This window comes from Pontibacter chitinilyticus (assembly GCF_039748935.1).
Classification (GTDB): Bacteria; Bacteroidota; Bacteroidia; order Cytophagales; family Hymenobacteraceae; genus Pontibacter; species Pontibacter chitinilyticus.
In genome coordinates, this window is sequence record NZ_JBDIZJ010000015.1 from 95185 (window position 1) to 121765 (window position 26581).

Annotated in this window: 18 protein-coding genes; 9 read left to right on the forward strand and 9 right to left on the reverse strand. The window is 48.1% G+C overall.

Annotation, left to right across the window (positions count from 1 at the left end; translation table 11 throughout):
- Positions 1-5 precede the first annotated feature (5 nt).
- Complete coding sequence (locus ABDW72_RS18420) at positions 6-1154, reverse strand: glycoside hydrolase family 26 protein (protein ID WP_347160076.1); 1149 nt, start codon at positions 1152-1154, stop codon at positions 6-8.
- Positions 1155-1683: 529 nt separating this feature from the next.
- Between ABDW72_RS18420 and ABDW72_RS18425 the strand changes: the two genes are divergently transcribed.
- Both ABDW72_RS18425 and glgX read left to right on the forward strand, forming a co-directional pair.
- Positions 1684-2556: an AraC family transcriptional regulator gene (locus ABDW72_RS18425; RefSeq protein WP_347160077.1), complete on the forward strand. Its 873-nt coding sequence runs from the start codon at positions 1684-1686 to the stop codon at positions 2554-2556.
- 407 nt (positions 2557-2963) lie between these two features.
- Positions 2964-5153, forward strand: coding sequence for a glycogen debranching protein GlgX (glgX, locus tag ABDW72_RS18430; protein WP_347160078.1), 2190 nt, complete (start codon positions 2964-2966; stop codon positions 5151-5153).
- A 107-nt stretch (positions 5154-5260) separates the two neighbouring features.
- On the opposite strand, the gene ABDW72_RS18435 is transcribed toward glgX, so the two are convergent.
- A complete protein-coding gene (locus tag ABDW72_RS18435) occupies positions 5261-5560 on the reverse strand; it encodes an antibiotic biosynthesis monooxygenase family protein (protein WP_347160079.1) in 300 nt (99 codons plus the stop codon).
- A 551-nt stretch (positions 5561-6111) separates the two neighbouring features.
- Between ABDW72_RS18435 and ABDW72_RS18440 the strand changes: the two genes are divergently transcribed.
- From ABDW72_RS18440 to ABDW72_RS18450, 3 genes are all read left to right on the forward strand, one after another.
- The gene (locus ABDW72_RS18440) at positions 6112-6447 is read left to right on the forward strand and encodes a type II toxin-antitoxin system RelE/ParE family toxin (protein ID WP_347160080.1); all 336 of its coding nucleotides are present in this window, start codon (positions 6112-6114) and stop codon (positions 6445-6447) included.
- A gap of 2 nt (positions 6448-6449) precedes the next feature.
- Positions 6450-6761 (forward strand): helix-turn-helix domain-containing protein, encoded by a 312-nt coding sequence (locus ABDW72_RS18445; RefSeq protein ID WP_347160081.1) that lies wholly within the window; start codon positions 6450-6452, stop codon positions 6759-6761.
- Between the two features lie 116 nt (positions 6762-6877).
- Positions 6878-10303 (forward strand): HD domain-containing protein, encoded by a 3426-nt coding sequence (locus ABDW72_RS18450; RefSeq protein WP_347160082.1) that lies wholly within the window; start codon positions 6878-6880, stop codon positions 10301-10303.
- A gap of 145 nt (positions 10304-10448) precedes the next feature.
- Here ABDW72_RS18450 and ABDW72_RS18455 read toward each other — a convergent pair whose 3' ends face one another.
- The 3 genes from ABDW72_RS18455 to ABDW72_RS18465 form a co-directional block, all read right to left on the reverse strand.
- Positions 10449-12380 carry a M13 family metallopeptidase gene (locus tag ABDW72_RS18455; protein ID WP_347160095.1) on the reverse strand — a complete coding sequence of 644 codons (1932 nt, stop codon included), beginning with the start codon at positions 12378-12380 and terminating at the stop codon, positions 10449-10451.
- 424 nt (positions 12381-12804) lie between these two features.
- Positions 12805-13158, reverse strand: coding sequence for an STAS domain-containing protein (locus tag ABDW72_RS18460; protein WP_347160083.1), 354 nt, complete (start codon positions 13156-13158; stop codon positions 12805-12807).
- Positions 13159-13183: 25 nt separating this feature from the next.
- The gene (locus ABDW72_RS18465) at positions 13184-13528 is read right to left on the reverse strand and encodes an STAS domain-containing protein (protein WP_347160084.1); all 345 of its coding nucleotides are present in this window, start codon (positions 13526-13528) and stop codon (positions 13184-13186) included.
- Positions 13529-14601: 1073 nt separating this feature from the next.
- On the opposite strand from ABDW72_RS18465, the gene ABDW72_RS18470 reads away from it, so the two are divergent.
- Positions 14602-16167: a GAF domain-containing protein gene (locus ABDW72_RS18470; protein WP_347160085.1), complete on the forward strand. Its 1566-nt coding sequence runs from the start codon at positions 14602-14604 to the stop codon at positions 16165-16167.
- A gap of 36 nt (positions 16168-16203) precedes the next feature.
- Positions 16204-20331 carry a chemotaxis protein CheB gene (locus ABDW72_RS18475; RefSeq protein WP_347160086.1) on the forward strand — a complete coding sequence of 1376 codons (4128 nt, stop codon included), beginning with the start codon at positions 16204-16206 and terminating at the stop codon, positions 20329-20331.
- Positions 20332-20406: 75 nt separating this feature from the next.
- Here the strand turns inward: ABDW72_RS18475 and ABDW72_RS18480 are convergent, their stop codons facing one another.
- The 3 genes from ABDW72_RS18480 to ABDW72_RS18490 form a co-directional block, all read right to left on the reverse strand.
- On the reverse strand, positions 20407-21639 hold the full coding sequence (locus ABDW72_RS18480) for a nucleoside recognition domain-containing protein (RefSeq protein ID WP_347160087.1): 1233 nt from the start codon (positions 21637-21639) through the stop codon (positions 20407-20409).
- A gap of 124 nt (positions 21640-21763) precedes the next feature.
- Positions 21764-23209 (reverse strand): M14 family metallopeptidase, encoded by a 1446-nt coding sequence (locus ABDW72_RS18485; protein WP_347160088.1) that lies wholly within the window; start codon positions 23207-23209, stop codon positions 21764-21766.
- A gap of 246 nt (positions 23210-23455) precedes the next feature.
- Positions 23456-24439 carry a helix-turn-helix transcriptional regulator gene (locus tag ABDW72_RS18490; RefSeq protein WP_347160089.1) on the reverse strand — a complete coding sequence of 328 codons (984 nt, stop codon included), beginning with the start codon at positions 24437-24439 and terminating at the stop codon, positions 23456-23458.
- A 94-nt stretch (positions 24440-24533) separates the two neighbouring features.
- Here ABDW72_RS18490 and ABDW72_RS18495 point away from each other — a divergent pair, with 94 nt between their 5' ends.
- Both ABDW72_RS18495 and ABDW72_RS18500 read left to right on the forward strand, forming a co-directional pair.
- Complete coding sequence (locus ABDW72_RS18495) at positions 24534-25301, forward strand: cupin domain-containing protein (RefSeq protein ID WP_347160090.1); 768 nt, start codon at positions 24534-24536, stop codon at positions 25299-25301.
- 236 nt (positions 25302-25537) lie between these two features.
- Positions 25538-25741, forward strand: coding sequence for a hypothetical protein (locus ABDW72_RS18500; protein WP_347160091.1), 204 nt, complete (start codon positions 25538-25540; stop codon positions 25739-25741).
- Positions 25742-25769: 28 nt separating this feature from the next.
- On the opposite strand, the gene ABDW72_RS18505 is transcribed toward ABDW72_RS18500, so the two are convergent.
- Positions 25770-26135 (reverse strand): cupin domain-containing protein, encoded by a 366-nt coding sequence (locus ABDW72_RS18505; RefSeq protein ID WP_347160092.1) that lies wholly within the window; start codon positions 26133-26135, stop codon positions 25770-25772.
- Positions 26136-26581 lie beyond the last annotated feature (446 nt).

Here is a 26581-nt window from a genome sequence, read left to right on the forward strand (position 1 = left end):
GATACTTACTTTTTCTTTTTAAAGGGTACAGACTGATACAGGTGTTCGTCCTTCACCTCGTTCAGTAGGAGGATCTGCGGGCTGTTGGCAAAGGCTTTGAAATCCTGTGCGCTGTGTTGGCCGGGATAAGGTGCATAATAATGGGCGGAATCGCCGTTGCGCCATACCAGCACATACGACAGGCCGCTGTCTTTTATAGTAGGCAACAAGGTCTTGGTCCACCAGTTTGCCATTGGTATGTTCTCCAGGCCGGTTTCTGTCACGGCATAAAGCTTGTGTTTTTCCTGGGCTACCTGGCGCAGCGTTTCCACCATTTGGCGGGCTTCCTGCACAAAGGCGGCATTGGATGTGGCTGTCTGGCTGCTATCCTGCGGTAGGCGGTGGTAGATGTCGAAGCCCAGCAGGTCCACATACCTATCGCCGGGGTAAAAGTCCAGGTAATCTTCGCGCGACGTAAAGCGATCCGTCGAGTAGGCGTAAAGCAGGTTGTTGACGTTCTGCAGGCGCAGGTAATCCACGGTGTAGCGCCACAGCTTTACATAGTCCTCGCGCGATGTATGTGGGCGCCCCCACCAGAACCAGCCGCCAGTGTGCTCATGAAACGGCCGGAAAATCACCGGAATTAACTCGCCCTTCGACCCTTTCAGGCTTTTCATAAAAGTAGCCACACCATCCAGCCACTGCTGGTAACGCTGCATAGCTGCCGGGTCGTTGAACAGGCGGTAAATGGTTGAATCCATCGGATCCCAGCTGGTCTTGGCCGGATCGAGCGGGTTGTTGAGGTGCCAGCTGATGGTGTTCACGCCTCCAGCGGCGTATGTCTGCTGCACAAAATTGCGGATCTGATCAAACGGCACGCTGTCCAGGTTCACGGCGCTGCCCAGTTCAAGGTGGCCCAGTTCTGAGCCCAGCACAGCCGGGTAGGAGCCGGCCGCTTCTTTCACATCAGAGCGGCCCTTTTTATACTTCCAGCCAACGCCGTAGGCCAGGTCGTCCTGGTGGCCAAACATCACGCCTTTAGCTGAGAGCCGTTGCAGGTTCTGGTAAAGGTTTTTTGTTTCGGCAGTAGCTTTAGAAGATGTTGGCACGGTCTGGGCGCAGGCCACCTGCATAAAGCAGAGCGACAGCAGGCAAAGAAGTGATATCCTGTTCATAAGTATCCGTTAAGAAAATGGTATTCGCCAGTAGCGCAGCATGTAGATGGCCCGCATGCAGGTATAAAGGTGTTTTACTTACATGACTTGCACTTATAGTATCCGCCGCAAACGCGCAACAGTTAAATACTAGCAGCTTACCTTCAGTCAGTTTCGTGCTTATACAAAACTAAGTAGTTTTTATGCCCGCTTATAATACTATTTTATCGATTATTTGCTCTAAACTCTTTTGTACTTTCCTTTTATACTGTATCTTCATTCCTTTAATATTCTCTGCAAGCAAGTATGAGGGGGAAGAACGGGCCGAAAGCCAGGCTTGGAAGCATTCTCGTTTATAGCTTCTTGAGGGTGTGATTTTCGCTTCAAAGGTGATTGGAAGTTTAAATTGGCCGGGCATTGATCCGAATAACTGCATGTAGCTCTTGCAGTAGCATGGGCCTTATGTGCTAAAATAGGCTGTACTTATTTAGCATGTAGTTTATAGTATAATAAGATCATTCCTATAGGCACCAAAACATACATCAGGTTTATGACAACGGTTTACAGAGAGATCACGCCGCTCACGCAAAATGATTGTTTTACGCTTTTCTCCCGCGTAAAGAAAGAGTTTAAGTTTCCGTTGCATTACCACGAGGAGTATGAGTTGAACTTTATTGCCAATGCTGCCGGAGCCAAGCGCGTGGTAGGCGACCACATGGAGGAAATAGATGACCTGGAACTGGTGCTGGTGGGCAGCAACCTGCCACATGGCTGGTTTACGCACAACTGCAAAAGCGAAAACATTGTCGAGATCACCATTCAGTTTCACCGCGACCTGTTTGATGAGAAGCTGCTGCGCCGCAACCAGCTAAGCTTTATCCGCACGCTGCTGGAGCGTTCGGCCAAGGGAATCTCTTTTTCGAGGGAAACAAAGGAAGCTTTCCGGTCGCGGCTGGAGCAGCTATCGCAGAAAAGTGGCTTTGACTCCGTTATAGAGCTGATCTCCATTTTGCACGACCTGTCGAACTCCCGCAACATGCGGACGCTGTCGAACAGCTCCTTTACCACAGATAAGTTCAGCTACTATAGCCGGCGTATAGAGAAGGCGTTTGAGTACATGCAAACGTACTATGACAAAGATATTGCCCTTGCGGATCTGGCCAAGGTAGTGAACATGCCGGAAGTGTCATTCAGCCGGTTTATTAAAAAGCGTACCGGCAAAACCTTTATCGAAAGCCTGAACGAAATCAGGCTGGGCCATGCTGCCCGCATGCTGATTGATACCACTGAAACAATCTCGGAGATCTCTTACAAGTGTGGCTTTAACAACCTTTCATATTTTAACCGCATCTTTAAACGCGAAAAAGGCTGCACGCCCAAAGAGTTCCGGCAAAACTATTCCAGCTCCTGCGTGATTATCTAAAGCCTGTGTTTATGCTTGCTTTCTAAGCTGCACAGGCCTCCTGCAAGTATAGCCGGGATTGCCACTTCTGGCAAATGACGTACGTAGGTTTTTCGATGCTACTGCGCTTTCTCACTAATCAGTTTGTAGTCGCTGCCCGGCATCTGTACGCCTTTTTCAAGAAAAACCTGCTATTTATACTTGCCTCACGTCGTGCTATTGCCAAGTATAAAACAGGAGTGAGAGCTGCTTTCCGTATATGGGTCTGGCATTCATTCGACGGGAATAGTTTTCTAATCCAACCATTTGCCTGTTTCAAAGTATAAGAGTTCAATTTGCTGCTGGTAGGATGGGGAAGAGTGCGCGTGGCAAACACATGTCTCATCAACTTTGCGCCGGTAGCTGTCAACCTCAAGTTAACTATACATATGAATATGACGGCATATCCTGGCAGTCCATACCCTTTGGGCGCCTCCTGGGACGGGAAGGGAGTCAATTTTGCACTTTACGCTGATAATGCTACCGCAGTGGAGCTCTGCCTGTTTAATTCGTCAGAAGAAACCAAAGAAGCTGCCCGTATAAAAATGGCGGAGCGTACCCACCAGGTGTGGCACATTTACCTACCTGATGTAAAGCCCGGCCAGTTATACGGCTACCGGGTACACGGACCTTATGATCCGCATAACGGCGAGCGCTTTAACCCGCATAAGCTGTTGATAGATCCGTACGCCAAAGCCATCTCCGGAACCATCGAATGGCACGATTCGCTGTTTGGCTATAAGGTAGGGGACAAGCACGGCGACCTGAGCTTTAGTAAAACGGACAGTGCGCCTTTTATTCCGAAGTCTGTTGTGGTGGATGCCGCTTTTGACTGGGGGAAAGATGCGCCTCCTAAAGTGCCTTACCACAAATCAATTATCTACGAAACGCACGTGAAAGGCTTTACCCAACAGCATCCGGACATACCCGAGGAGATTCGGGGCACGTATTCGGCGCTGGGGCATCCGGTTACGCTTAAATACCTGCAAGAACTGGGGATTACAGCTGTAGAACTGATGCCGGTGCATCACTTTATAACCGACCGTTACCTGCTGGACAAGAACCTGACAAACTACTGGGGCTATAACACGATCGGCTTTTTTGCGCCAGATGTGCGCTACGCCAGCAATGGCACCTGCGGCGAGCAGGTTACGGAGTTCAAACAAATGGTGAAAGCCCTCCATGGGGCTGGCATCGAAGTGATCCTGGATGTGGTGTACAACCATACCGGCGAAGGCAACCAAATGGGGCCAACGCTATCTTTCCGCGGCGTGGACAATGCCTCCTATTACCGGTTGGTGGAAGATAACAAGCGCTACTACATGGATTACACGGGTACGGGCAATACGCTGAATGCCAATTTGCCCAGTGTGCTGCGCCTGATCATGGACAGCCTCCGCTACTGGATCGTGGACATGCACGTGGATGGTTTCCGCTTTGACCTGGCTTCAACGCTGGCGCGGGAATTGCACGAAGTAAACCGCCTCAGTTCCTTCTTCGATATCATCCACCAAGACCCGGTGATCTCGCAGGTAAAGCTGATCGCAGAACCTTGGGATGTGGGCGAGGGCGGCTACCAGGTCGGCAACTTTCCGGCCGGCTGGACGGAGTGGAATGGCAAATACCGCGACTGCATGCGCGATTACTGGCGCGGCGAAAACAGTGTGCTGGCAGAATTTGCCGAGCGCTTTACCGGCAGCTCCGACCTCTACCAGGACGACTACCGCCGGCCAACAGCCAGCATCAACTTTATTACTGCGCACGATGGCTTTACGCTAAACGACCTGGTGAGCTATAATGAGAAGCACAACGAGGCAAATGGCGAGGATAACAACGATGGGGAGAGCCACAACCGCTCCTGGAACTGCGGGGAAGAAGGGCCAACCAACGACCCGGAAATACTGGCTTTGCGGGAGCAGCAGAAGCGTAATTTCCTCACCACGCTTTTCCTGAGCCAGGGCGTACCGATGCTGGTGGCTGGCGATGAGATCAGCCGGACGCAAGGTGGCAACAACAACGCCTATTGCCAGGATAATGAGATATCGTGGTTAGACTGGGCTAATGCCGATGAAGAGCTGCTACACTTCACGCAGAAACTGATCAAGCTGCGAAAAGATCACCCTGTATTCTGCCGCCGCCGCTGGTTTCAGGGGCAACCCATTAAAGGCAGTGGGGTAGAAGATATTGCCTGGTTCCTGCCCGAAGGTACTGAGATGACAGAAGAGAACTGGAGCCATGACTTCGCTAAATCGCTGGCCGTATTTCTGAACGGGCAAGGCTTGCGCACCCAGGGGCCCAAAGGAGAGAAGATCGTGGATGATAGCTTTTATGTGATCTTTAACGCGTACCACGGGCCGATCGACTACAAGCTACCACCAGCCAAGTATGGCAAGCAGTGGACGAAAATACTGGATACAAGGGAGAACAGGGTGGAAGAAGAAGGCAAAGCGTACAAAGCTGCCGAAACACTGCAGATAGCGGGGCGCTCCATCGTACTCCTGCATCGCCCGCTGGCGGCAAATGCCCTGGCTAAAGAAGTAGCTGCTAAAAAACCTGAAGCCAAGTCCCCCAAAACCTAACAAGGGATTCATTGTTTGTGAAGTACAAAGTTTGTGAAGTACAAAAGCGAAGGCCGCTGAGATCTTATAACTCAGCGGCCTTCGCTTTATACTTGGTAATGGGGTGGCTATTCCACCACCTCGTAGTGCCGCACCTCTGTATCATACCGCACCATCAGTTGCCGGGCTTCTTCCGGTATCACAGCTATCAAAGGAGTGTCGCCGGCAAACTGCCTGATCGCCTCCAGCGATTCCCAATTGGTAACCACCAGGAATTCCACCGCATCGGCTAGCGGCCGTTGGTATACAACAGCGCCCTGGTAGCCCTGCAGTTCCACGAGTTCGGGGAACAGGTGTTGCTGCAGGTGCTGCATGTACGCTTCTTTTGCCTCCGGCTTTACCCAGCCGGTCCAGTGCCTTGCTATCATACTACGTAAATTCTTTGTTGCCTCAAAGTAAGGAATAGCCAGGAAAAGTTAACTATGAAATTCATGATTAAAACGACCAAAGGCTCCGGGTCGTCAAGCAGCAGGAAGCCGCCACGGGACTGACAACCCTAACGCAGAACTTCTGAAAGTATAACAGGCAAGTATAAGTATGAAGTAAAAATTGCCGAAGTTATTTCCGGCAACCTCTTCTATTTTAGCTGAGCTATGGTAACTATCTATGAACGTTTAAACTATATTTGCTTTGTTGTTCACCTTCAGAATTCAGCTGGATTTGATGGTATCTTCTACACTAGAACCGCGCCTTATATAGATACTGAGAAAACCGAAATAATTGTATATATTAGCTAAGCCCTATTCGATGTGTAGGGACGAAGTAAAATGTACAAGGAGATAAAATAGCTCCATACATAGTGCAGCTAACAGGAGTAGTACTCCTGTTAGCAAGTAGTTACCCACAATAGGAATTATTAAAAGTTTACATATAAGGAAACTTTTCTTTATCTTTGGAGGTATCTAAAGATAAGCACTACATGCAACAAAAATTTGAAGTTGACTTGCTAGAGGAGGCTTTCAAGTATTTGGAATCGCTTGAACTGAAGCACCGGGAGAAAATACTTCAGAATATCCGGCGAGCGCAGTTCCACACCGACCCAAAGCTGTTCAAAAAGCTAACGAGCGAGATCTGGGAGTTCAGGACTCTTTATTCCGGGCTTCAGTACAGGCTCCTTGCCTTCTGGGACAAAACAGACAAGAAAGAAACACTTGTACTAGCCACCCATGGTTTCGTCAAGAAAACCAGCAAAGTTGACAAAAAGGAAATTGAGAAGGCCGAGCGTATTCGGGAAATATATTTTAAAGAGAAGTAACCATGAAAAGATATTCATTGAGCGAAGCCGAAGACAGGCTTATAGGAGTGAAAGGAACACCCGCGCGCGACAATTACGAGTTCGAGCTTAAGCTGGAATTGATTGGAGACATGATCCAGGCAGCAAGAAAAGAAAGAAACCTTACACAAGAGCAACTTGGGCAGCTTGTGGGCGTGAAAAAAGCCCAAATCTCCCGGCTAGAGAATAACGCGACGAACGTGACAATAGACACCATTCTGAAAGTATTCAATGCGCTTGAGGCAAAGGTTAACTTTAAGGTAGAACTGCTCAACAGACAGGTAAGAGTTGCCTAAAAGAACTACAGTGGGTAACCCAGTGCAGCTTTAACCCTTGCTACGCTTCGGGCTTCGGCTGCACAAGCCGTTAGCTGTGATTAAAGAATAACACGCATCAAATTACCAAAATGTAGATGACAATAATAGAAGAATTAGAAAAGAGAAGTCAAAATCCAAGTGATTCAGTAAAAATTGAATTGAAGCTTTATAATCTTGCTGACGAACTTGAAAAAAAAGCTCGGAATCACTTAAAAAGAATTACTAATGTGTTACCTGAATTTGATATTCATGATGAGAAACACAGTGAAAAAGTGGTATACAACATTGAGAAACTATTGGCTACTAATGTTCAAAAGCTTTCTACTTATGAACTCTTTTTAATTCAACTCTCTTCTTTTTTCCATGATTGCGCTATGGCACCATCAGACTGGGAACTTAATGTGTTAAAATTTACGGAGGGCACAGTTAAATTTAGAGTCTGTAACAAGTCTATTTGCCATGACTTAAAAGAACCATTTAAAATTTCCCATGCTAAAAGAGTTATTGAGGAAAACAAAAAAACTTTCTACGACGCATTTGATAGCGATGTGAAAAATTGGTTGTTTTCACCAAACAGTGAAAATGAATTGGTAGACTATCTTGCTGCAATGCTAATTGAGTATCAAAACTATAGAAATGGCTTTGCAGAAAAGCTTCGCAATGTTAGTAGTAAAGAAGACTTTGAAAGCTTGAATACTTTTATCCGAACCGATTATATAAGAGCTACTCATCACGTAAGAATTCAAACTTATGTAAATAATTTAGAATCTAAATTTGGAAGATCATTTGAACAACCAGCTTGGGGAAAAAGGTTAGCAAAAGACTTAGCTTTAGTCTGTAGGTCCCATGGTGAAGACATTAATTTTTTAGAAAAATTCAGCATGTCAGCACAATATTATGGGAACGAATCTGCCAACCTACAATTAGTAGGAATGTTGTTACGTTTGGGCGATATCATTCATTTTAGTTTCGACAGAGCCCCTATTGAGTTAAGAACATCAAGAATATTTCAATCTGAATTCAGTTTTCTACAATGGGCATTAAAAAATAATGGTGCAAATTATTCTATTGAAAATGGAAAAATTTCATTCCGAGCATATTGTGAAACGCCTGAAATATACTTCAAACTACACAACTATTTAGATTGGATAGAAATTGAAATCCAAAATTACTTCAAACTAGATAGGTTGTGGAATGACTCATATAAATCATTCATCCCAAACTTGCAGGATAAAATTGAACGAACAAACATCACCAATGACGAAAATGTTTTCCTACCCAAACGTGGATTAAGTTTCACGTTAAATCAAAAGAAAATCATTGAGTTGTTGATGGGAGTTGGTTTATATAAAGATAAATATGCGTGTTTAAGAGAACTATATCAGAATGCTCTTGATGCTTGTCGATGCATGATTTCAGAAGCAAATTCTATCCATCATAAAGCCACAGGGATAATTCAATTTAGTTTAGAACACATTGGTGATAAATTGTATTTATGTTGCAAGGACAATGGGATTGGAATGACCAAAGAGATTATAGAAAATCATCTTTTGAAAATAGGTAATTCGTATTACAAGTCATCAGATTTCTATAAAAAACAAGCTCAATGGGGCGGGTCTTTTACACCAACTTCACAATTTGGAATCGGGATACTATCTTGTTTTATGCTTGGAAGCAAAATAGAGATTATCACAAAAACGAAAGAAGGAAGTTTTGTTTCTTGCGCTATAGATGGGCCTCATGAAAACTTTTACTATAAAACCACAACTGATTCAGAAAAGGAACTGATATTGGAATCGGGAACAGTGATCAAAGTCCTCCTTTCCGATGAAAACAAAAACATTTCTAATAAGGTGCTTGAAAAACTCTATCTCTTACTAGAAGGGAAACCTAATTATTTCCCAGAACAGTTTGAGCACTACAAAAATTTGTATGAAAATTGGGACAATCATCTATATCGTTTAGTTAATTCGTTTGTTACATTAATTCCTGATGAAATCGAGGTAAAAGTTGTTCTCGTAAATGATAAGAATTTACCAATCTTAAACAAACCAATTCTTCCAACAAATAGAGAGTTTACATTTACTCAAGAAGATCTTGAGTTTCTTGACTTCTTAAATAGCCAAGGAAGAATTTTAAAGCTAAACGTTAGCTATAGTGAGGTTAAAAATTCATTAGAAACATACGAAATTGATATTAAGTCAGATTCTATTCATTATAGAACAACTCTTACTTTGCCAAAACCAGGAGCAATAGACCCTGAACTGCATGCTTTTTACTCCCTTCCAAAAATTGGTTCATCTGCTGTATGCGTTGACGGTGTATCTGTCAACGATCGTCATATAATAAGTATTACTCACTTCTACTCAGATGCTTTACAAAGAAATGGTGTGTTAAATTTTATTGGTGAAAACAAACCTCAATTAACTGTTGATAGAACTTCTTTAGTAAGTTATCCTTCAGAATATGAAAAAAATGCTGAAGAAATTTCGAAAAAACTTATCCAAGAAGTAATTTCCAAAACAAGAAGTCACATATTTAAGCACGAATTAAAGAAGGAAGAGTTAGAGTTGTTGTGGAAGTTTGTTTTTGATAAAATAGGGTTTGCAGATTCTATTTTCATTAACGAATTATCATATACTGATTATGGTGATATTCAGTGGCCTGGTATTGAAAGAGCTACAAAGGAAAAATTGTCAATAAGAGATTTCATAATAAGAGAAGAACTTGAATTTGAAAACTTTAACCTTTCTAGTTTGGACCGTTTAACCGAAAAGTTGATTTTATTTAAATTAATTTCCGCTAACAAAATTGTTGTCACAAGTGATAGCGTAAAATGCGAGACAAAGGAATTATTTAAAGCACCGTTTATTGGTAAAAGAAATGATTTAGATCACAATAAAATTCTTATTAAGGCAGATTGCTGGGACAATAAATATTCTGAATTTGACATTGTATCATCATTATTTCCATTAATACCTGAACATTTATTCAATGCTATTGGTGATTTCGAAAGGGTTAAAGTAAATGATAGAACTAAAGTCGTTCATGCTTACGGAAATGGCATTACAGCATTTTTTGACCAGGACCCCTTACTTGTAAATGAAACACTTGGATTATATACAGCAGATTCAAATTATTTTGAAAAAAACGTAAACAGTGTCTATCAGTTTGATAAGAAGAGAGCAAACTTTGGGTTAATGGAAATAAGAGATCGAATTGGAGATAGAAATTCCAAGGAACAAATTGTTTTAACAGCTTTTGTTGCACCTAGAGAATTAAACAAAGTTGAAAAGGAGAAATTGGATGAGATAAAAACAAAAGACTCATCCTATTATAATGGTGTGACTAATGGGTGGAGTATTCTTGTTACTGGTAGACGTAATAATAATATGGTTATTTTACCTGGAAAGAAATCACGCAGAGAACTTTTATCAGCTTTACCTAAAGACTTTTGGGAGGAAAACAAAGACATAGAATTCAAATACCTTGACGGAAAAGAAATGAAAAACCACAGCTAACAAAGTGTATAGTGCATACCCTTCGGGATACGCACCATACACAAAACGTTAGCAAGCAAAAAAGCGCCTCAACTTTCGCTGAGGCGCTTTTAAAGTATAAAGCAGGCTTTTAACTTATAAGCTAGCAGTATAAATCATACTTGTATTACCAGAGTCTGATGCGGTATTCCGGCGCTTTGTAAAGCTTGTCGCCAGGCTTCACATTGAAGGCTTCGTACCAGGCGTCCATGTTAACCGGTGCGCCAATGGTGCGATACTCGCCCGGAGAGTGCGGATCGGTGATGATCTGCTGGGCAGCACTTTCTGGCAGAATGTTGGTGCGCCATACTTGCGCCCAGGCCAGGAAGAAACGCTGATCCGGCGTAAAGCCATCGATCTTTTCATTCGACTGTCCCTGCTTCGTCATCTTAAAAGCAGTGTAAGCTGCGTTCAGACCACCCAGGTCGCCGATGTTCTCACCCATGGTTAACTTACCATTTACATGGATGGTGTCGAGCACAGTATAAGCATTGTACTGCTCCTCCAGCGCTTTTGCTTTTTCTTTAAAGCGGGAACGGTCCTCTTCGGTCCACCAGTTGCGCAGGGTACCGTCCTTGTCATACTGGCTGCCAGAGTCGTCGAAACCGTGGGAGATCTCGTGGCCGATCACGGCACCAATACCGCCATAGTTCACCGCATCATCTGCATTCGGATCGAAGAACGGGAACTGCAGGATACCAGCCGGGAACACGATCTCGTTCATCACCGGGTTATAGTAGGCATTCACTGTTGGCGTGGTCATGCCCCAGCGTGTTCTGTCCACCGGCTTACCCAGCTGGCTTACCATGTCGTTGTAGGCCCAGGTATCGGAGTTTTTCACGTTCTGGAAGAAGGTATTGCGGTTGATCTCCAGCCCGTCGTAAGTTTTCCACTTATCGGGGTAGGCCACTTTCGGCTTAAAGGCGTGCAGCTTGTCCAGTGCTTTCTGCTTGGTCTCAGCACTCATCCAATCCAGGTTGTTGATCCGGATCTCGTAGGCCTTCACAATGTTGCCGATCATATCCTGCATGCGGGCTTTCGCCTCCGGCTTAAAGTATTGCTGCACATACAGCTGGCCCAGCAGTTCGCCAATGCTGCCGTCAGTCAGCGACGACATTTTCTGCCAGCGTGGTGTCTGCACCTTCTGGCCACTTAGGGCCTGGGTATAGGCAAAGTTAGCATCTACAAACGGCGTGCTCAGGTATGGGGCAGCAGACTTCAGTACATTCCACTGCAGGTAAGTTTTCCAGTCGGTTACCGGGGTGTTCTTTACCAGGCTGTTCAGTTCCGTAAAGAATTTAGGATTGTTTACCAGCACTGTATCCTCGCCAGTCACCTTCATCTTCGCCATCAGCGGCTTCCAGTCGATGTTAGGAGTGGTTTTGCTGAAATCAGCTACAGCAAACTTGTTGTAGGTTTTATAAGGGTCGCGCATCTCTACACGGCTCATCTGTGCTTCGGCCATCTTTTTCTCCAGGTTGAAGATGGTCTCGGCGTTTTTCTGTGCCACGGCTGGCTTGGTGCCTGTCAGTGTAAAGAGGGTGGTGATATACTTTTTATAGGCTTCCTGAATTTTGGTGCTGCGGGCATCATCTTTCAGGTAGTAGTCGCGGTCGGGCAGGGTAGTACCGCCCTGGCTGAACTGCGGGATCATGTTGTTCACGTCCTTGCGGTCCTGGCCGATGTAGAAGCCGAACATTGGAGAGCTGAAACCAATGGTGCGCAGGTAAGCAGCCTCATTCAGCACGCCTTGCACATCTTTTACAGCGGCTGCTCTTTTCAGGTCTGCTTTGATAGGAGTATAGCCCAGCTTGTCAATGGCAGCGCTGTCCATGGCAGCTGCATAAAAATCCCCTACACGTTTCTCAAGCGAGCCTGCGGCGGCAGATTTGTTGCTGGCGGCATTGTTCAGGATCGTTTTAACGGCGTTGATGTTAAAATCGCGGAGCTCGTTAAAGCTGCCCCAGCGGGTTTCTTTGGCCGGAACAGGGTTGTTCTTTATCCAGGTGCCATTGGCATACTCATAAAAGTCGTCGCCCGGTTTAACCGACAGATCCATGTTGGCTTTGTTGAGGAAAGGTGTTTTGCCGGCCGATCCGTTGGAGGATTGCGCCGTTGCCTGCAGGGTGTACAGGGAAGCAGCTCCGAACAGGATGAGTTTCAGGTGGTTTTTCCAGTTCGATACCGGTTTCCTGGGGTTCTTATTTGTCATAGGTGTGTTAAATGGTTGTAAAATAGTATTAGGTCTTAAAAGTGAACTTAAGTTCCATTTAATCAATGGTGGAACACTCAATAAAAGTAATGCATTCTGCCGAATACACAAACACAAAGTATTCTAATAAGTTTATGGAAGACAAACAGGCGGGCAACCGTTACATGTAGCTGGTGTTATAGTATAGGTAAATCTACAGTGCTGGTGTGAGCGATCGTTAGATTTTCAGCAGCAGTTGTTTGGTATAAGGAAGTAGGAAGAAGGAGAGGTGCTATTCTGCTACCCCGGTGAAGGCTTCTGGTTCGGAATCCGTGATGGTGAGCACCACGTCCAGGCCCAATGCCTCGAAAATGCTTCTGATTCTCGGCTGCATAGCAATCAGTATAAGTGGGATCTGGCGCGCCGCACAGGCCTGCTGCGTGGCAAGTATAGCACCCAAGCCAGCCGATGAAATATAGTTTAAGCGGCTGAAATTCAGAAACAGGGCTTTCGGGGCCTGCGCCACCGCATCTTCCAGCACATTATCAACGGTAATAGAGGAGTTTGCATCCAGTTCGCCTATCAGGTGAATCACCATGCCTCCTTCCATATACTGCACTTCCGTCTTCACCTGCACCTTTTTCATCTGTTTCTTAGCTAAGCCAGTGGCTTCACCGGCGATTTTTGCAGAACTGGTACGCGTCGGTGATGGTGGGTACAATATGGAGCACCTTGTCCAGGCCCGACTCTTTGATCTTTTTTAGAAGGGAGGCTGGTACCTGGTAAAGAACCAGGTTGACCCCGGTGGCTTCGGCCTTGCTGGTTTGAGAGAGAACCATGCGCAAGGCCTGTGTCGTGATGGAGGTGAGGTGCTCACAATCTACCCATACATTTTTAAACTGCATGTGGGCAGTTTCCCGTACGGCTTTTTCCACTTCTACGCAGTCACTCCCTTCCAGCTCTCCTTTAGCCAGCACAAAGCAGCACTCTTTTATGTGTTGTACAATTACTGTCATACTTGCTCATTTAAAATTGTGCTAAAGACAGGTGACTACAGCCGGACAAATCAAAAATACAAAATTTAAGTGTAAAAGTAAACAGGGTAAATACGTAAGTTTCAAGGGGGTAAACACTTACTAAAAGCTATAGAAAGATATAGCCTTTGTGCTACAATTTTGCTGCCTGGCGCTGCCCGAAAGTATGACTTGAACTAATACGCAGCACTGACGGGATAAAGTCTGAATTTGTGTGAATTAGTACCCGTTTAGAGCGTAACGCAGCATCACGGGGTAGCTTCTGGCGTATGGATGTGAAAGGGCGAGCCGCTACAAAACGGATCCCCCAAAGGCTAAAGGTCGCTAAACCTATTTTGGGTGCTGAGGTTGGCTTCCTTTAGCCTTTAAATTTAGCAATTGCCGGTGCTGCTATAATTCCGGATAGGGCAGCTGTTTGCCAAAACTAAGCTATACCCTGCTAGTAAGCAGGTATAAAAATCGCAGAGAAGCAGTAATAATGCAAGGGTGCTGCAGAAAAGAAGGGAAGGATATTACCCATAAAAGTAATTTATTATTGATCTGTCTCTGCGAAAAGGACGTTTGTCATCTGACGAGCGGCCTTTGCGCATTTTGTACGCTGCCGGAGCTGCTCTCTTGTCCTTCCACTGCCGCTCCTGCAACCCGGAAAGTGGGAGTTGAAAAATCATACTTGGTTTCACAAACCGCAACAAAACACCTTCTTTACGGTTACAACAGCTAATTATGTAGTGTCCTCCGCTTAACCAAGGCGCTGGAATGTGCGAATGCAACATCTTACTTAAAAGTTGGCAAGGTGATGATAATGCCTTAAATTTGAATAATAATATATGGTGGCAAGTATAAGCTGGCTAAGAGGAGGCTAACTGCCCTACCCCTACGGTCAGCATGCTAATACAGTACTTCTGCTTCCCTTCACCTCCGTGCAGCACATGCGTAGCACCGGTAAATAGGGCAGCTTTCTTCAGTGGCTAAGCTGGAGATGACTTATAATAAGTTACATTAAATGTGATACTAAACTTTCGCGTTATTGGTAGCACACACTCACAATTTTCTAGATGGACAATAAGACGGCACCGATAAACGTAACTATCGATAAAAATTATGATTCGGAGTTTTGCGGCAGTATACCGCTGCATTTTGTAAACCTGATACAGCCGCATGGCATGTTGCTGGTACTCGATAACGACCAATTGCGCATCCGGCAGGCCAGCGAAAATGTGCTGGAGTATTTGGGAATACCGGCAGACCAGCTGCTTGAACAACCTCTTTCCAACTACCTGTCTCCGCAGCAATACGACGATATACTTGCCAAGATTAATAGCCAGAACAATCAGGATAAGATTCCTTTTAACCTGTTGTTTGCCCTACCGGATGAGCAGAAACAGGTAGAACTTACTGCCTTAATGCACCCCAAAGAAGGTTATGTGCTGGTAGAACTGGAACTACATACGCCGGCAACGGCGGCAGAATCTTTTATCGGAATTTACCAGCAGATAAAGTATATCACCTCATTGTTCAAGCAGGCCGCTTCTACGGAAGAGGTAGCGCAACTGACAGCTGCAGAAATCAAGAAGCTGACAGGTTTTGACCGGGTGCTGGTATACCAGTTCGACCCGCAGTGGAATGGCATTGTGATCGCCCAGGCCAAAGAAGCCGACATGGACGATTACCTGGACCTGCGTTTCCCAGCGTCGGATGTGCCCAAGCAGGCGCGCGACCTATACTTTAGCAACCCTTACCGCCTGATCCCTACGCGTGATTATACTCCTGTGCGGCTGCTACCCGTTATAAACCCGATCACGCAGCGCTTCACAGATTTGTCGGACAGCAACTTGCGCAGTGTGGCAGCGGTGCACCTGGAGTACCTGGCCAACCTGCAGATCATGGCCTCTATGTCGCTGCCCCTTATCATCAATGACAAGCTGTGGGGACTGATCTCCTGCCATCACAAGCAAGCTATCAATCCTAGTTATGAACTCCGGTCAGCCCTGGAGTTACTCTCAGGGATCATATCGGCACAGGTGGCCTCCAAAGAGCGGGAAAAAGCCATTTTGCGGCGCGCGCACCTGCGCGAAATGCACGCCCAACTGTTGGAGCAGCTGTACACAAATGCCAACCTGGCAGAAGGCTTGCTGAGCGGCCCGACGAATATTGAAGAGCTGTTATCGCTTTCCGGAGCTGCCATTCTGTATGATGGCGGCGTGTGGAAGAGCGGAGCCACGCCCACCACGCAGGAACTGAAAGAGCTGGTTAGTTGGCTGCGGCGCAACAAAAAGGAGAAGCTGTACACCACCGATACGCTGCCCAAAAACTTTGCCCAGAGTAAAGCTTACCGGGAGCTGGCCAGTGGCCTTATCGCCTTACCTATAAACGCGGAGCAGGGAGAGTATATCTTGGGCTTCCGGCCGGAGGTGCTGCAGACTGTGAAGTGGGGTGGCAACCCTAACCAGGCCATCCAGATGGAGCCAGACGGCAAGACGTACCACCCACGCAACTCCTTTGCTACCTACCAGGAAACGGTGCAGTACACCGCGTTGCCCTGGTATCCAGAAGAGGCTGAGGCTGCCGAGGCGCTGCGCAGTGCGGTACTGGAAAAGATCGTTAAAGAAAAGAATTACTAGCCTGTACGGCCGCATTGCCCGCCACTAATAGAAATTATGAAAGCATCCGCACCCAAAAAAAGCCGCTTACCCCAGCCCACCACGGATCATTACCTGGTCGGTATTGGTGCATCTGCCGGTGGCTTAGAGGCGATCCATAAACTGTTCGACCATTTTCCGGGCAACTCAAGCTTTTCTTTTGTGATCATCCAGCATTTGTCGCCAGACCATAAGAGCCTGATGGCAGAGCTGCTCTCCAAGCACACCAGCATGCAGGTGCGGGAGGCAGAAGATAAAATGCGCACAAAGCCTAACTGCGTGTATGTGCTGCCCAGCGGCAAGCAGCTGACCCTGCAGCATGGCCGCCTGCGGCTAACCGAAAAAGAACGAAACCGGGAGCCAAACTTTGCCATCGACCTGTTTTTTGCTTCTATGGCCAAAGACCTGGGGCAGTATGCCATCGGCGTGGTACTATCCGGCACCGGCACCGACGGTACCAAAGGAGCCAAAGCGATCAAATCGGCAGGAGGCATGGTAGTGGTGCAGGAGCCAGAGTCGGCCAAGTTTGATGGGATGCCGCGCAGCGCCATTGAAACCGGCTTTGTCGATTACGTTTTGCCACCGGAGCAGATGCCTGGTGAGATCATTGAATATACCCGCAAAATTCCACTGGTGCAATCAATAATAGCGCAGAATAACCACAGTAACGACGAAGCTGTACTGCAGGAGATATTGGATATGGTTTGCAAGCACACGCAAACCGATTTTACCAATTACAAGCAGGCGACCATCAACCGGAGGATTCGCAAGCGCATGGAGCACCTGAAGCTCGAAAGCCTCAAAGACTACCTGCATTACCTGCAGGAGAACCCCACGGAGGTGAAGCAGCTTTGTATGGAATTTTTTATTGGCGTTACCCGCTTTTTCCGTGACGCGGAAGCTTTTAAGGTGCTGGAGGAGGAGGTAATCCCAAAAATCATAGCTGGCAAAGCCGAAGGCGAGGCTGTGAAAGTATGGGTGGCAGCCTGCAGCACCGGCGAGGAAGTATACTCATTGGCGATCCTGTTCCGGGAAGCCTATGAGCGGCTGGGAATGGAACCTCAGGTAAAGCTCTTCGCCACTGACATTGACCAGCGGGCGATCACGAAGGCTTCCAGCGCCATATACCCGGCCTCCATCGCCAGCGATGTGTCAGAAGACAGGCTGAAACGCTTTTTTCATCAGCGTGGCAACCGTTACATCGTGAATGAGGAGGTGCGCAAACTCGTGATCTTTGCCCAGCATGACCTGCAGAAAGATCCGCCTTTCAGCCGCATGGACCTGATCAGCTGCCGCAACATGCTCATCTACCTCAATGCAACATTGCAGAACAAGGTACTGGCGCTGTTCCCCTATGCCTTAAATATGGGGGGGTATCTGCTGCTGGGCCCTAGTGAGCACATTGGCGAAATGAAGCCTTATTTTTCAGAGGAGCACCGGAAATGGAAGCTGTTTAAAAAGATAAAGGAGACCCGGGGTATCCGGCAGAACTATGGTATAAAAGAATATACCCCAGCTTTGGCGACCAGCAATCCAAGCAGTAACAGCAGCTACAAAGCAGAAATTAACATCCGCTACAGCGATACGTTTATGGATGCTGTAGCGGAAGATTACAAGGTGACGGGCCTGTATGTAGATGCAAGCTACCAACTGCTGCATGGCATTGGCGACATCAACCGTTTCCTCAAGTTCCCGGATAAGCGCCTGCATTTTAACCTGCTCAAGATGGTGCCCGAAGAGCTGGCGGTAACACTCAGCGTTGGCATTCGCAAAGCCCTGAAGCAGGACCGCAAGATTGTGGCCCGCCAGGTACGCGTAAAGTTTGGTAAAACAGAACAGCTGCTGCATGTAACCATTCGGCCTATAAATTTGCAGCAGGACCAGCCAAAAATAATTCTTATCCTGCTGCAGGAAATAGACCAGCTGGCAGTGCAGCCCAAATTATCAGACCTGGCTCTGGTATCAGATACGGACTACTACCAGCAGCTGTCAGCCTTGGAGATGGAGTTGAAAGATGCTCGCGAGAGCCTGCACCTGACCGTGCAGGACCTGAGCACCTCCAACGAAGAGCTGCAGTCCAGCAACGAAGAGCTGATGTCGTCCAATGAAGAGTTGCAGAGCTCGAATGAGGAGATGCAGTCACTGAACGAAGAGCTGCATACTGTTAATACTGAACATCAGCTGAAGATAAAGGAACTCCAGGAACTCAACGAGGACCTGGACAACTACATCCGCAGCTCTAATATCGGGCAGCTTTTTGTCGATCATCACCTGGTGATCCGCAAGTTTACGCCTGCTGTCAATGGCCTCATCAACATCATCAACAGCGATGTCGGACGTCCTATTCACCACCTGTCGCACAACCTCAAGTATACGCACCTGCTGGAGGACATCCAGCAGGTAAATAATACTTCGGCAGACATAGAGCAGGAGGTGGAAACCGTAGATGGCAAGTACTACCTGATGCGCATTATCCCATACCTGAAGCACAATGGAAACCGTGACGGCGTGGTGATTAGCTTTGTGGAGGTAACTACCCTGAAAACGCTCAGCAATGTAGTGCAGGGTGTGCTTAACAGTTCGTTGAACAGCATTTTTGCTTTTGAGTCCGTCCGGAACGAGGAAAAAGTGATTAGGGACTTTACCTGTAGCCTGCTGAACCGGCAGGCGGAGGAACTGCTCGGCAGGCCATACGCGCAACTGATCCATAAGAAAGCAATTGCCCTGATGCCTTTTCTGCAGAAGAGCGGCTTGTTTAAAAAGTATGTGAATGTGGTGGAATCAGGCCAGCCCCTGCACATAGAGCAGCAGCTGGAAATCAACGGGCAAAAGACCTGGTACGAAGTAGCAGCGGTAAAAATGGGGGATGGCCTGACTGTAACGATGGCCGATATCACTGACAAGAAAAACGCCGAAGATAAGGCCCTGCAGGCATACGAGAACCTGAAGAATGCCGAAGAAGACCTCATCAAGCTGAACAGCGAACTGGAGAAGCGGGTGGCGGAGCGTACGAATGCTCTGGCTGCCAGTGAAGAGCGATTCCGGCTCGTGTCGATGGCAACTAATGATGTGGTATGGGACTGGAACATAGTGACCAACAAGCTATGGTGGAGTGAGAGCCTGCCAAGTATACTGGGCTATGACACCAGCCAGATGGGGAATGGTGTGAACAGCTGGTTCGAGAAAATAGCACCTTCAGACCGCGACCGGGTGATCAAGGGGCTTAATGGTGCTATAAATCAAGGGAAAGACCAGTGGACCGATGAGTACCAGGTGCTGAAGGCCGACGGAACGTATGCGTATGTTTCCAACCGAGCTCACATCTTGCACAACGAGTATAAAATTCCGTACCGGGTGATCGGCTCGTTCATCGACTTATCGGACCTGCAGGCCACCCAGGAACAGCTGCAAGATACCAATGAGCACCTGCTGCGGGTGATCGAAGACCTGGATACCTTCGTGTATACCGCCTCCCACGACCTGAAAGCGCCTGTTGCCAACATCGAGGGGTTGCTGTTGTTGCTGGAAGAGCAGATAGAGGCGGTCGGGCCTATTCCGGGCGAGCCTACGCAGCCTCTTTTTGAGATGCTGAAGAATTCCATCAGCCGCTTTAAGAACGTAATCAAAGACCTGACCGATATTGCCAAGATACAGCGTGATGTGGATGGCGATGCGGAACTGGTGGACCTCAAGGAAATTATCGACAATGTCCGGGGGAATATCCAGGAGATGATCTCGGCACATGAGGCCGAACTGCACATCGATTTTGACGAGGCAACGCAGGTTAACTTTTCGCGGAAGAACCTCTACAGCATCCTGTATAACCTGGTGAGCAATGCCATCAAGTATAGTTCGCCGGAGCGCAAACCGAAAGTATACTTAAAAACAGAGCAGGTAGATGGCCATGTGCTGCTGTCGGTGGAGGATAATGGCTTGGGCATCAGCAAAGAAAACCTAGGGAAAATGTTTACCCTGTTCAAGCGCTTTCACTCGCATGTGGATGGCACCGGGATGGGCCTTTACATTGTAAAACGTATGATGGACAATGCAGGGGGCCGCATTGATGTGGAAAGCCAGGAGGGCGAGGGCACGACCTTTAAGCTATACTTCACCCAATTGCCTGTGGAGTGCAGCCCCGTTAGCTAGTCAGGTGTAGCCAGTCACTTCTTCAAAGAATAAAAGCCCAGCAGGTTTAAACCTGCCGGGCTTTTATGATAAATGCTAATGAAAGAACAGGTACGCGATAAAGATGGCAGCAATGATGCCTGCCAGGTCGGCCAGCAGCCCGCAAACCAGCGCATACCGTGTTTTGCGGATGCCAACGGAGCCAAAGTATACGGCCAGAATATAGAACGTCGTTTCCGTTGACCCTTGGATGGTAGAGGCGAGGCGGCCTACAAACGAATCTACGCCATAGGTGTTCAGCGCTTCCACCATCATGCCCCGGGCGCCGCTGCCACTCAGAGGCTTCATAAAGGCAACTGGCAGGGCCGGCACAAACTCCGTATTTAGGCCCAGTAAGCCGATCAGGTAGCCCAATCCATTTACAAGCATGCCCAGTGCGCCGGAAGCGCGGAAAACGCCAATGGCCACCAGAATGGCGATCAGGTAAGGGATAATGGTAATCGCCACGGAGAAACCTTCTTTTGCTCCTTCAATGAACGCCTCATACACATTTACTCTCCGGAACAGGGCCAATCCGATAAAGGAGGTGATGATGGAGAATAGAATCACATTGCTGGCAACAGTTGAGATGGTGCTGATCTGCTCCTGCGGTATGGTGCTGAAGTAGTAGATAAGCCCGCCAATGAGCAGGACCAGGGTGCCCAGGTAAGCCATAATTACCGGATCAAACAGGTTGATGCGCTGGTAGAGCGCTACCACGATCAGGCCTACCATGGTTGAGAAAAAAGTGGCTAAGAGGATGGGGATGAAAATATCAGAAGGATCGGCGGCGCCCAACTGTGCCCGAAAGACCATGATGCTGATCGGGATCAGCGTCAGGCCGGAGGTGTTGAGCACCAAAAACATGATCTGCGCGTTGGAAGCTGTGTCTTTATCGGGGTTCAGTTCCTGCATCTCTTTCATCGCCTTCAGGCCCAGGGGAGTGGCTGCGTTATCAAGGCCCAGCATGTTTGCCGAAAAGTTCATCAGGATAGAGCCGAATACGGGGTGATTTTTCGGGAGCTCCGGAAACAGGCGGCTAAAGAACGGACCCACCAGCCGGGCAAAAATGCCGATGATGCCGCCGCGTTCGCCCACTTTCATCAGGCCTAGCCAGAGGGTCATCACGCCCGTCAGGCCCAGCGAGATTTCGAAGCCGAGTTTGGCATTATCGAATGTGCTGGAAACCAGCTCCTGAAAGATCTGGACATCATGAAAAAAGATAAGGCGGAAGAGAGCAATACAAAAAGCGCTTAGGAAAAAGAACGCCCACAGATAGTTTAAAACCATGCGGCTAAAGGTTGATTGATGATAGTATGGGCCTCTAAGTTACAAACCTGCCCGTCATAAAAAAATCGGCGGCATCCGGAGCAGCGGAAGACTATACTTGCTGGCTGAAGCTAAGGCTGCCGCTTTAAAGTATAAGGCCATGAAACAGTGCCGGCAGTTCCGTTGTCTGCGCCCCATACACAAAGCCGTTCACAATAACATAGCGTATTTGTCCGTCTGCTGATTTAAGTATAAAATTGGCTCCGCCCTCCATGTGCAGGCGATGATCTGCTTCGGCGGCGAGACTGGTAACGTTGAATGGGAGCTGCAGCGGGTCTTGGTCTGCTGGCGGGAGTGATGCTACCCGCACCGTTGTATAGCCTGCCCGCAGCAGGTCCAGCGCCTGTTCGGTGGTAATGGCATCTATACTTGCGAAGAGCGTTGGACAGACGTTGCCGGGTTCCAGCAGAAGCCCTTCGCCGTCGATTTCTTCATACCCGTGAAAGATGCGCATGTCGCCAATTTCCTGCACGGTGCTGCGGTGATAGAATTCTTTCGCATTAGGGGCGTTCACCTCCTCGCGGTTGATGCCCACGTCCAGCAAGACTGTATGGCCTGCCTGCGTATAACGTACCTGCCGGATCACCAGGTCGAACAGGTGCGGCTTATTTATCGGAATGCTGTTGTAGGCTTCCACCGTATACTTGGTATAGCTTTCTTCAGTGAAAAGGTGCAGGGCCGAAACAATGGCAGCAAAGTTAAGCTGACGGATATACTGCTTTTCCGGATCGCCGTGGTAACCGCCCGACTCGATCAGGATTACGCTGGTGCCCCACTTCTGGATGTTGTCGCCGAAAGCCCGCGGCTCATGTTCGTCTGAGAACTTGGCTACCTGTCCCGGAATCAACTGCTGAAGTGCGGCATCCATACCTGCAATGACTTGCATGGCGCTTTTACGCACCGTGTTCACTGTTTGGGCTTCGTCGTAAGCAGGAGCCAGAAACGAAATAGTGGCCGGTTTGCTGGAAGCACCAGCAGTATAGAGCGGGCTCTGGTCGTGGAGATTGAAGCCAAAAGCAGGCTGCAGGGAGTCACAAAGGTTTTTGAGCAGCCGGGCTTCCGGACTCCGTAGCCGCAACGCGTCCCGGTTCAGATCTATTTCTAGTGCATTGCGGCGTTTATACTTTTCTGCGCCGTCTGGGTTCAGCATCGGCACAATGTAAAGCGTTGTCTGCTCCAGTATTTGCCGCCGCACCGGGTCAAGTTGGTCAGACTGCTGCAAGAAATTAAACAGGTCGAACAAAGCCATGGTTGCTGTCGGCTCATCGCCGTGCATCTGCGACCAAAGCATAATCTTGGTAGGGCCCTGGCCAGCTTTCACCATATAAATCGTTCGCTGCTCCACCGAACGGCCCACTTCCTGCACCTCAAACAAGGGCTGCTGCTTCAGCCGCTCTAGGAGCGGTACGATATCGCTGTGCTTAAAGCGGCGGTGTCGAAGCGCCGGCTCCCGGTAGGCGGCGTAATGGTCAAAAGCTTGCAGCGCTACAGCTATATGCGGCCGCTGGTGTTGGTTATTAAGGGATGTCATCAATGCAGGGATAAGTAGCTCTTCAGCGGGTATGTTGCTGCCGGCTTTTGGCTGACGCAAGGTACACCGCACCGGCAATATAATGGCAAAACCGGGAAGCACAAGTATAAAAAGCCCGGAAATATTCTGCGGTTCTATACTTTAATGCGACTTTTATACTTGCCCTGGGAGATGCGCAGCGTAGGGCGGTATGGAAAACCCGACATAAGAAAAGCTATGAGTATTGTGCAATGGCAAGTATAAAATTCAGGTGCGGCAGGTGCCCGGTGAGTAGCCGAACCGTTGCTTGAAGGCGGCAGAAAAGCTGCCGATGTTGTTATACCCGATATGGTCGGCTACTTCCGACACATTCATTTTCTTTTCAGCCAGCAGCAGCCGGGCTTCCTGCATCCGCAGGTGCAGTATGTGGCCGAAAACAGTGGTGCCGAACAGTTGCTTATACCCTTTTTTGAGCTTGAACTCATTTAAACCGAATGCCTTGGTGAGCTGTGCCAGACTAAGCGGAGCCAGGTAATTCTGTTCGATGAATTCGCGGGTTGCCCGCAGCTTTTCTTTGTCGGCCGGGCTCCATTGGGCTTTATACGGTTGCGGAGCCAGCGCTGCCATGTGCTCTACCTGCAAGGCAAACAGCTCCAGCAGTTTGGCTTCCATAAAGAGGTATCGGGTGAAGCCCTGGAAGCTACAATGCTGTATGGCGTAGATGATCTCGGCCATACGGGGTTGCAAATCCAACAGGGCAGGAGGGGCTAAAAATGCTTCTTTCCGCTCGATGCTGTGGCAAACTTTCTCCAGTGCGAGCGTGTCAGAGCATTGCACCAGGTTCCGGAAGTAGGCCAGGTCAAACCGAACCTCTACGCCCTTAATTTCGCCCGTATGCAGCACATGCTCTGCCTGAAAATTGGGGTTATACTGAAAGCCATGCTTTTTCTGAAGGAAGCTGACTGGGTTTTTCAAGCTGGTAAACTGCGACTCCACATCCCCATGAAGTAAGAAAGAAGAACGCACCTCTTCCTTTCCTTCCGTATCGCACAGCACCAGCTTCTTTTCAGCTTTCAGGTGCACCTGGCTGAGCACCATGCCCGGCGTACTAATCATCAGGAGCTTGCCCGTGGCCAGGCCGGGCTCCTCAAAGCTGGCTTCAACCTCCGTATACCGCTCACTGCTATGGACCAGGCGCTGCGCAGTCTGGCTGAAAGTATTGGCCCAGTTTTCAGTAAGGATCTTATCCATTTTGCCTAAACCTGAATCCTTTTATCCGAAACAGTTTGGTCCCTACAAATTACATATTTGCAGAAATAATTTAAAACTAAAATAATTAAATTATATGCAAACAGTAGTCACACTTCCGCCGAAAGCAAACCGCAAGACAGCCGGGCTGTCGCTTCTCTTTTACCCTGTTGGGGTCTACCGGATATGGAAAACACGTACCCGGCTTTGGATCAGGCTGCTTTATACGTTGGTTGGCCTGCCGGTATTTCTGTTGGTGTTTTCTTTTCTGGCGATCACGGGCTTTGCGCTCCCGCTGCCCGACCTGGACCTGAGCATGGGTTACCGCAACGACCGCACCGTGATCAACAGTATGGATAATTATGCCACCACTTTTCTGAAGTCGGGCAGCGAAACTGATGGCGCCTACGAATTGGTGCGGGTGGAACTGGGACCGCAGGGTGGAAACGACTGGCATTACCACAAGACCTTCGATGAGCAGTTTACGGTAGAGGAAGGAGAGGTAACCATTGGGCTGGACGGCAAGGAAATACGGCTGAAGAAAGGCGAGAGCGCGACCGCTTATAAAACTCACCTGCACTTCTTCCAAAACAAGACCGCTACGAAGGCCGTGCTGCGGGTAAAAGTAACACCGGCCCGCGGCTTGGAAAAATCCATCCGGATCGCGTATGGGCTGGGCAACACCGGGCAATGGGAAAAGGACGGGTTTGCGAAAAATCCCTGGCACCTGTTCCTGGTAATGGGCTATAGTGAATCTTACCTCCCCGGTATGCCGGCTTTTATAGAAGAGCCGCTGATAAAAAGCCTGGCTAAGATTGGGCAGTGGAAAGGCGAAGATAAAGCCCTGCAAGTATTTATCAGGTAAGCATTTAAAAGGCAATATACCGCAGGTTCATACTTCAAGCTTATCTGCAACGGTTCAGGCTGCGGGTTTCATAACTGCAGGTCTGAACCGTTTTGCTTTTGCTGGTGAATGCCTGTGGTTGATGAATTAAGCCAGTTGCTTCTGCTGTGCTTGGGGTAAACTATAACTTCTAAAACGAGTAAGGAAGAGCAGGTAGCCAAGGCCTGAACCTGGGCTATATTTAAATACTACCCCCTATGGAAAATCAGAAGATACCGTATACGCTGCAGGATATTGACCGAATGTCGCTGCCCGAATGTGAAGAAAACCTGCTCCAATTGCGCCGGATGCAGGAAAATACATCGGATGTTCATGCAATTGAAGGCTATACCCAACACCTGGAAAAGCTCCAGCAGCGCACCATGGAGCTGCTGCTAAAGAGCAAGAAAGGCCTGCTGTAGCTTATGCTGCAGCAATGCAACTTTATACTTATGGCAGGTAATCGGGGATAAAGTTTATACTTACGTTTTGCTGCAACACCACATAAGCCCTTTGCCAGGAATGCTCGTCCACCAGCCGCCAGGTATGGCCGGAGCCGGTGGTATCCATAGCCAGCAGCACTTCACCGGGCCGCAGCAGGAACGTTTCGCCGGACCGGACCTCAAACTCGAGGGTGCCGGAGAAGGTGAGCACGTATTGCACCTCCGGCGCTGTATGCCAGTCGTAGGAGGCATGGGGCGGACTGACGTTGAAGCGTATTGCCACTGCTTCTGTCATAATGTTTTCTGAAACTGTTCCGCTTTCTATATGCGAGTGCCCGTCCGGGCCGGTGTATAGTCTATAAGCTTTGATCATGTGCCAGAGGGGTTTGTTCAGAATTTAACTCTTATTTATTCCCGAAGGTTTTCTGGGAAAACTGCTGAAGTATAAAATGCTATCGGAACAGAGCAGGTAGTAAAGGTATAGGCATTAACCTTGCCTGTAGTTTATTAACATAATAAATCAACTTGTGATAAACTGTATTGTAATCTGAAAGAGTGAAGGAATGCGCATCGTTATTTAAAGAGAAGCGAAGGAGCTAAAAGAAGAACAGAGTTGAAAGCACACACCAGCGGAGCAGCAGTTATACCTGGAAGCGCCTTTTGAGAGCTTTGCGCAGAGAAGTCACAAAACAGCAGCAGCACAGAAAACCGGTTCCTGTGCTGCTGTTTGATTAACGGTATAGCTTTTCAGGGCGACCCGGCCCCACCATACTTCACCTATTGTACTCTAATTTTAGATCTAAGCTGTTCGACTCTGTG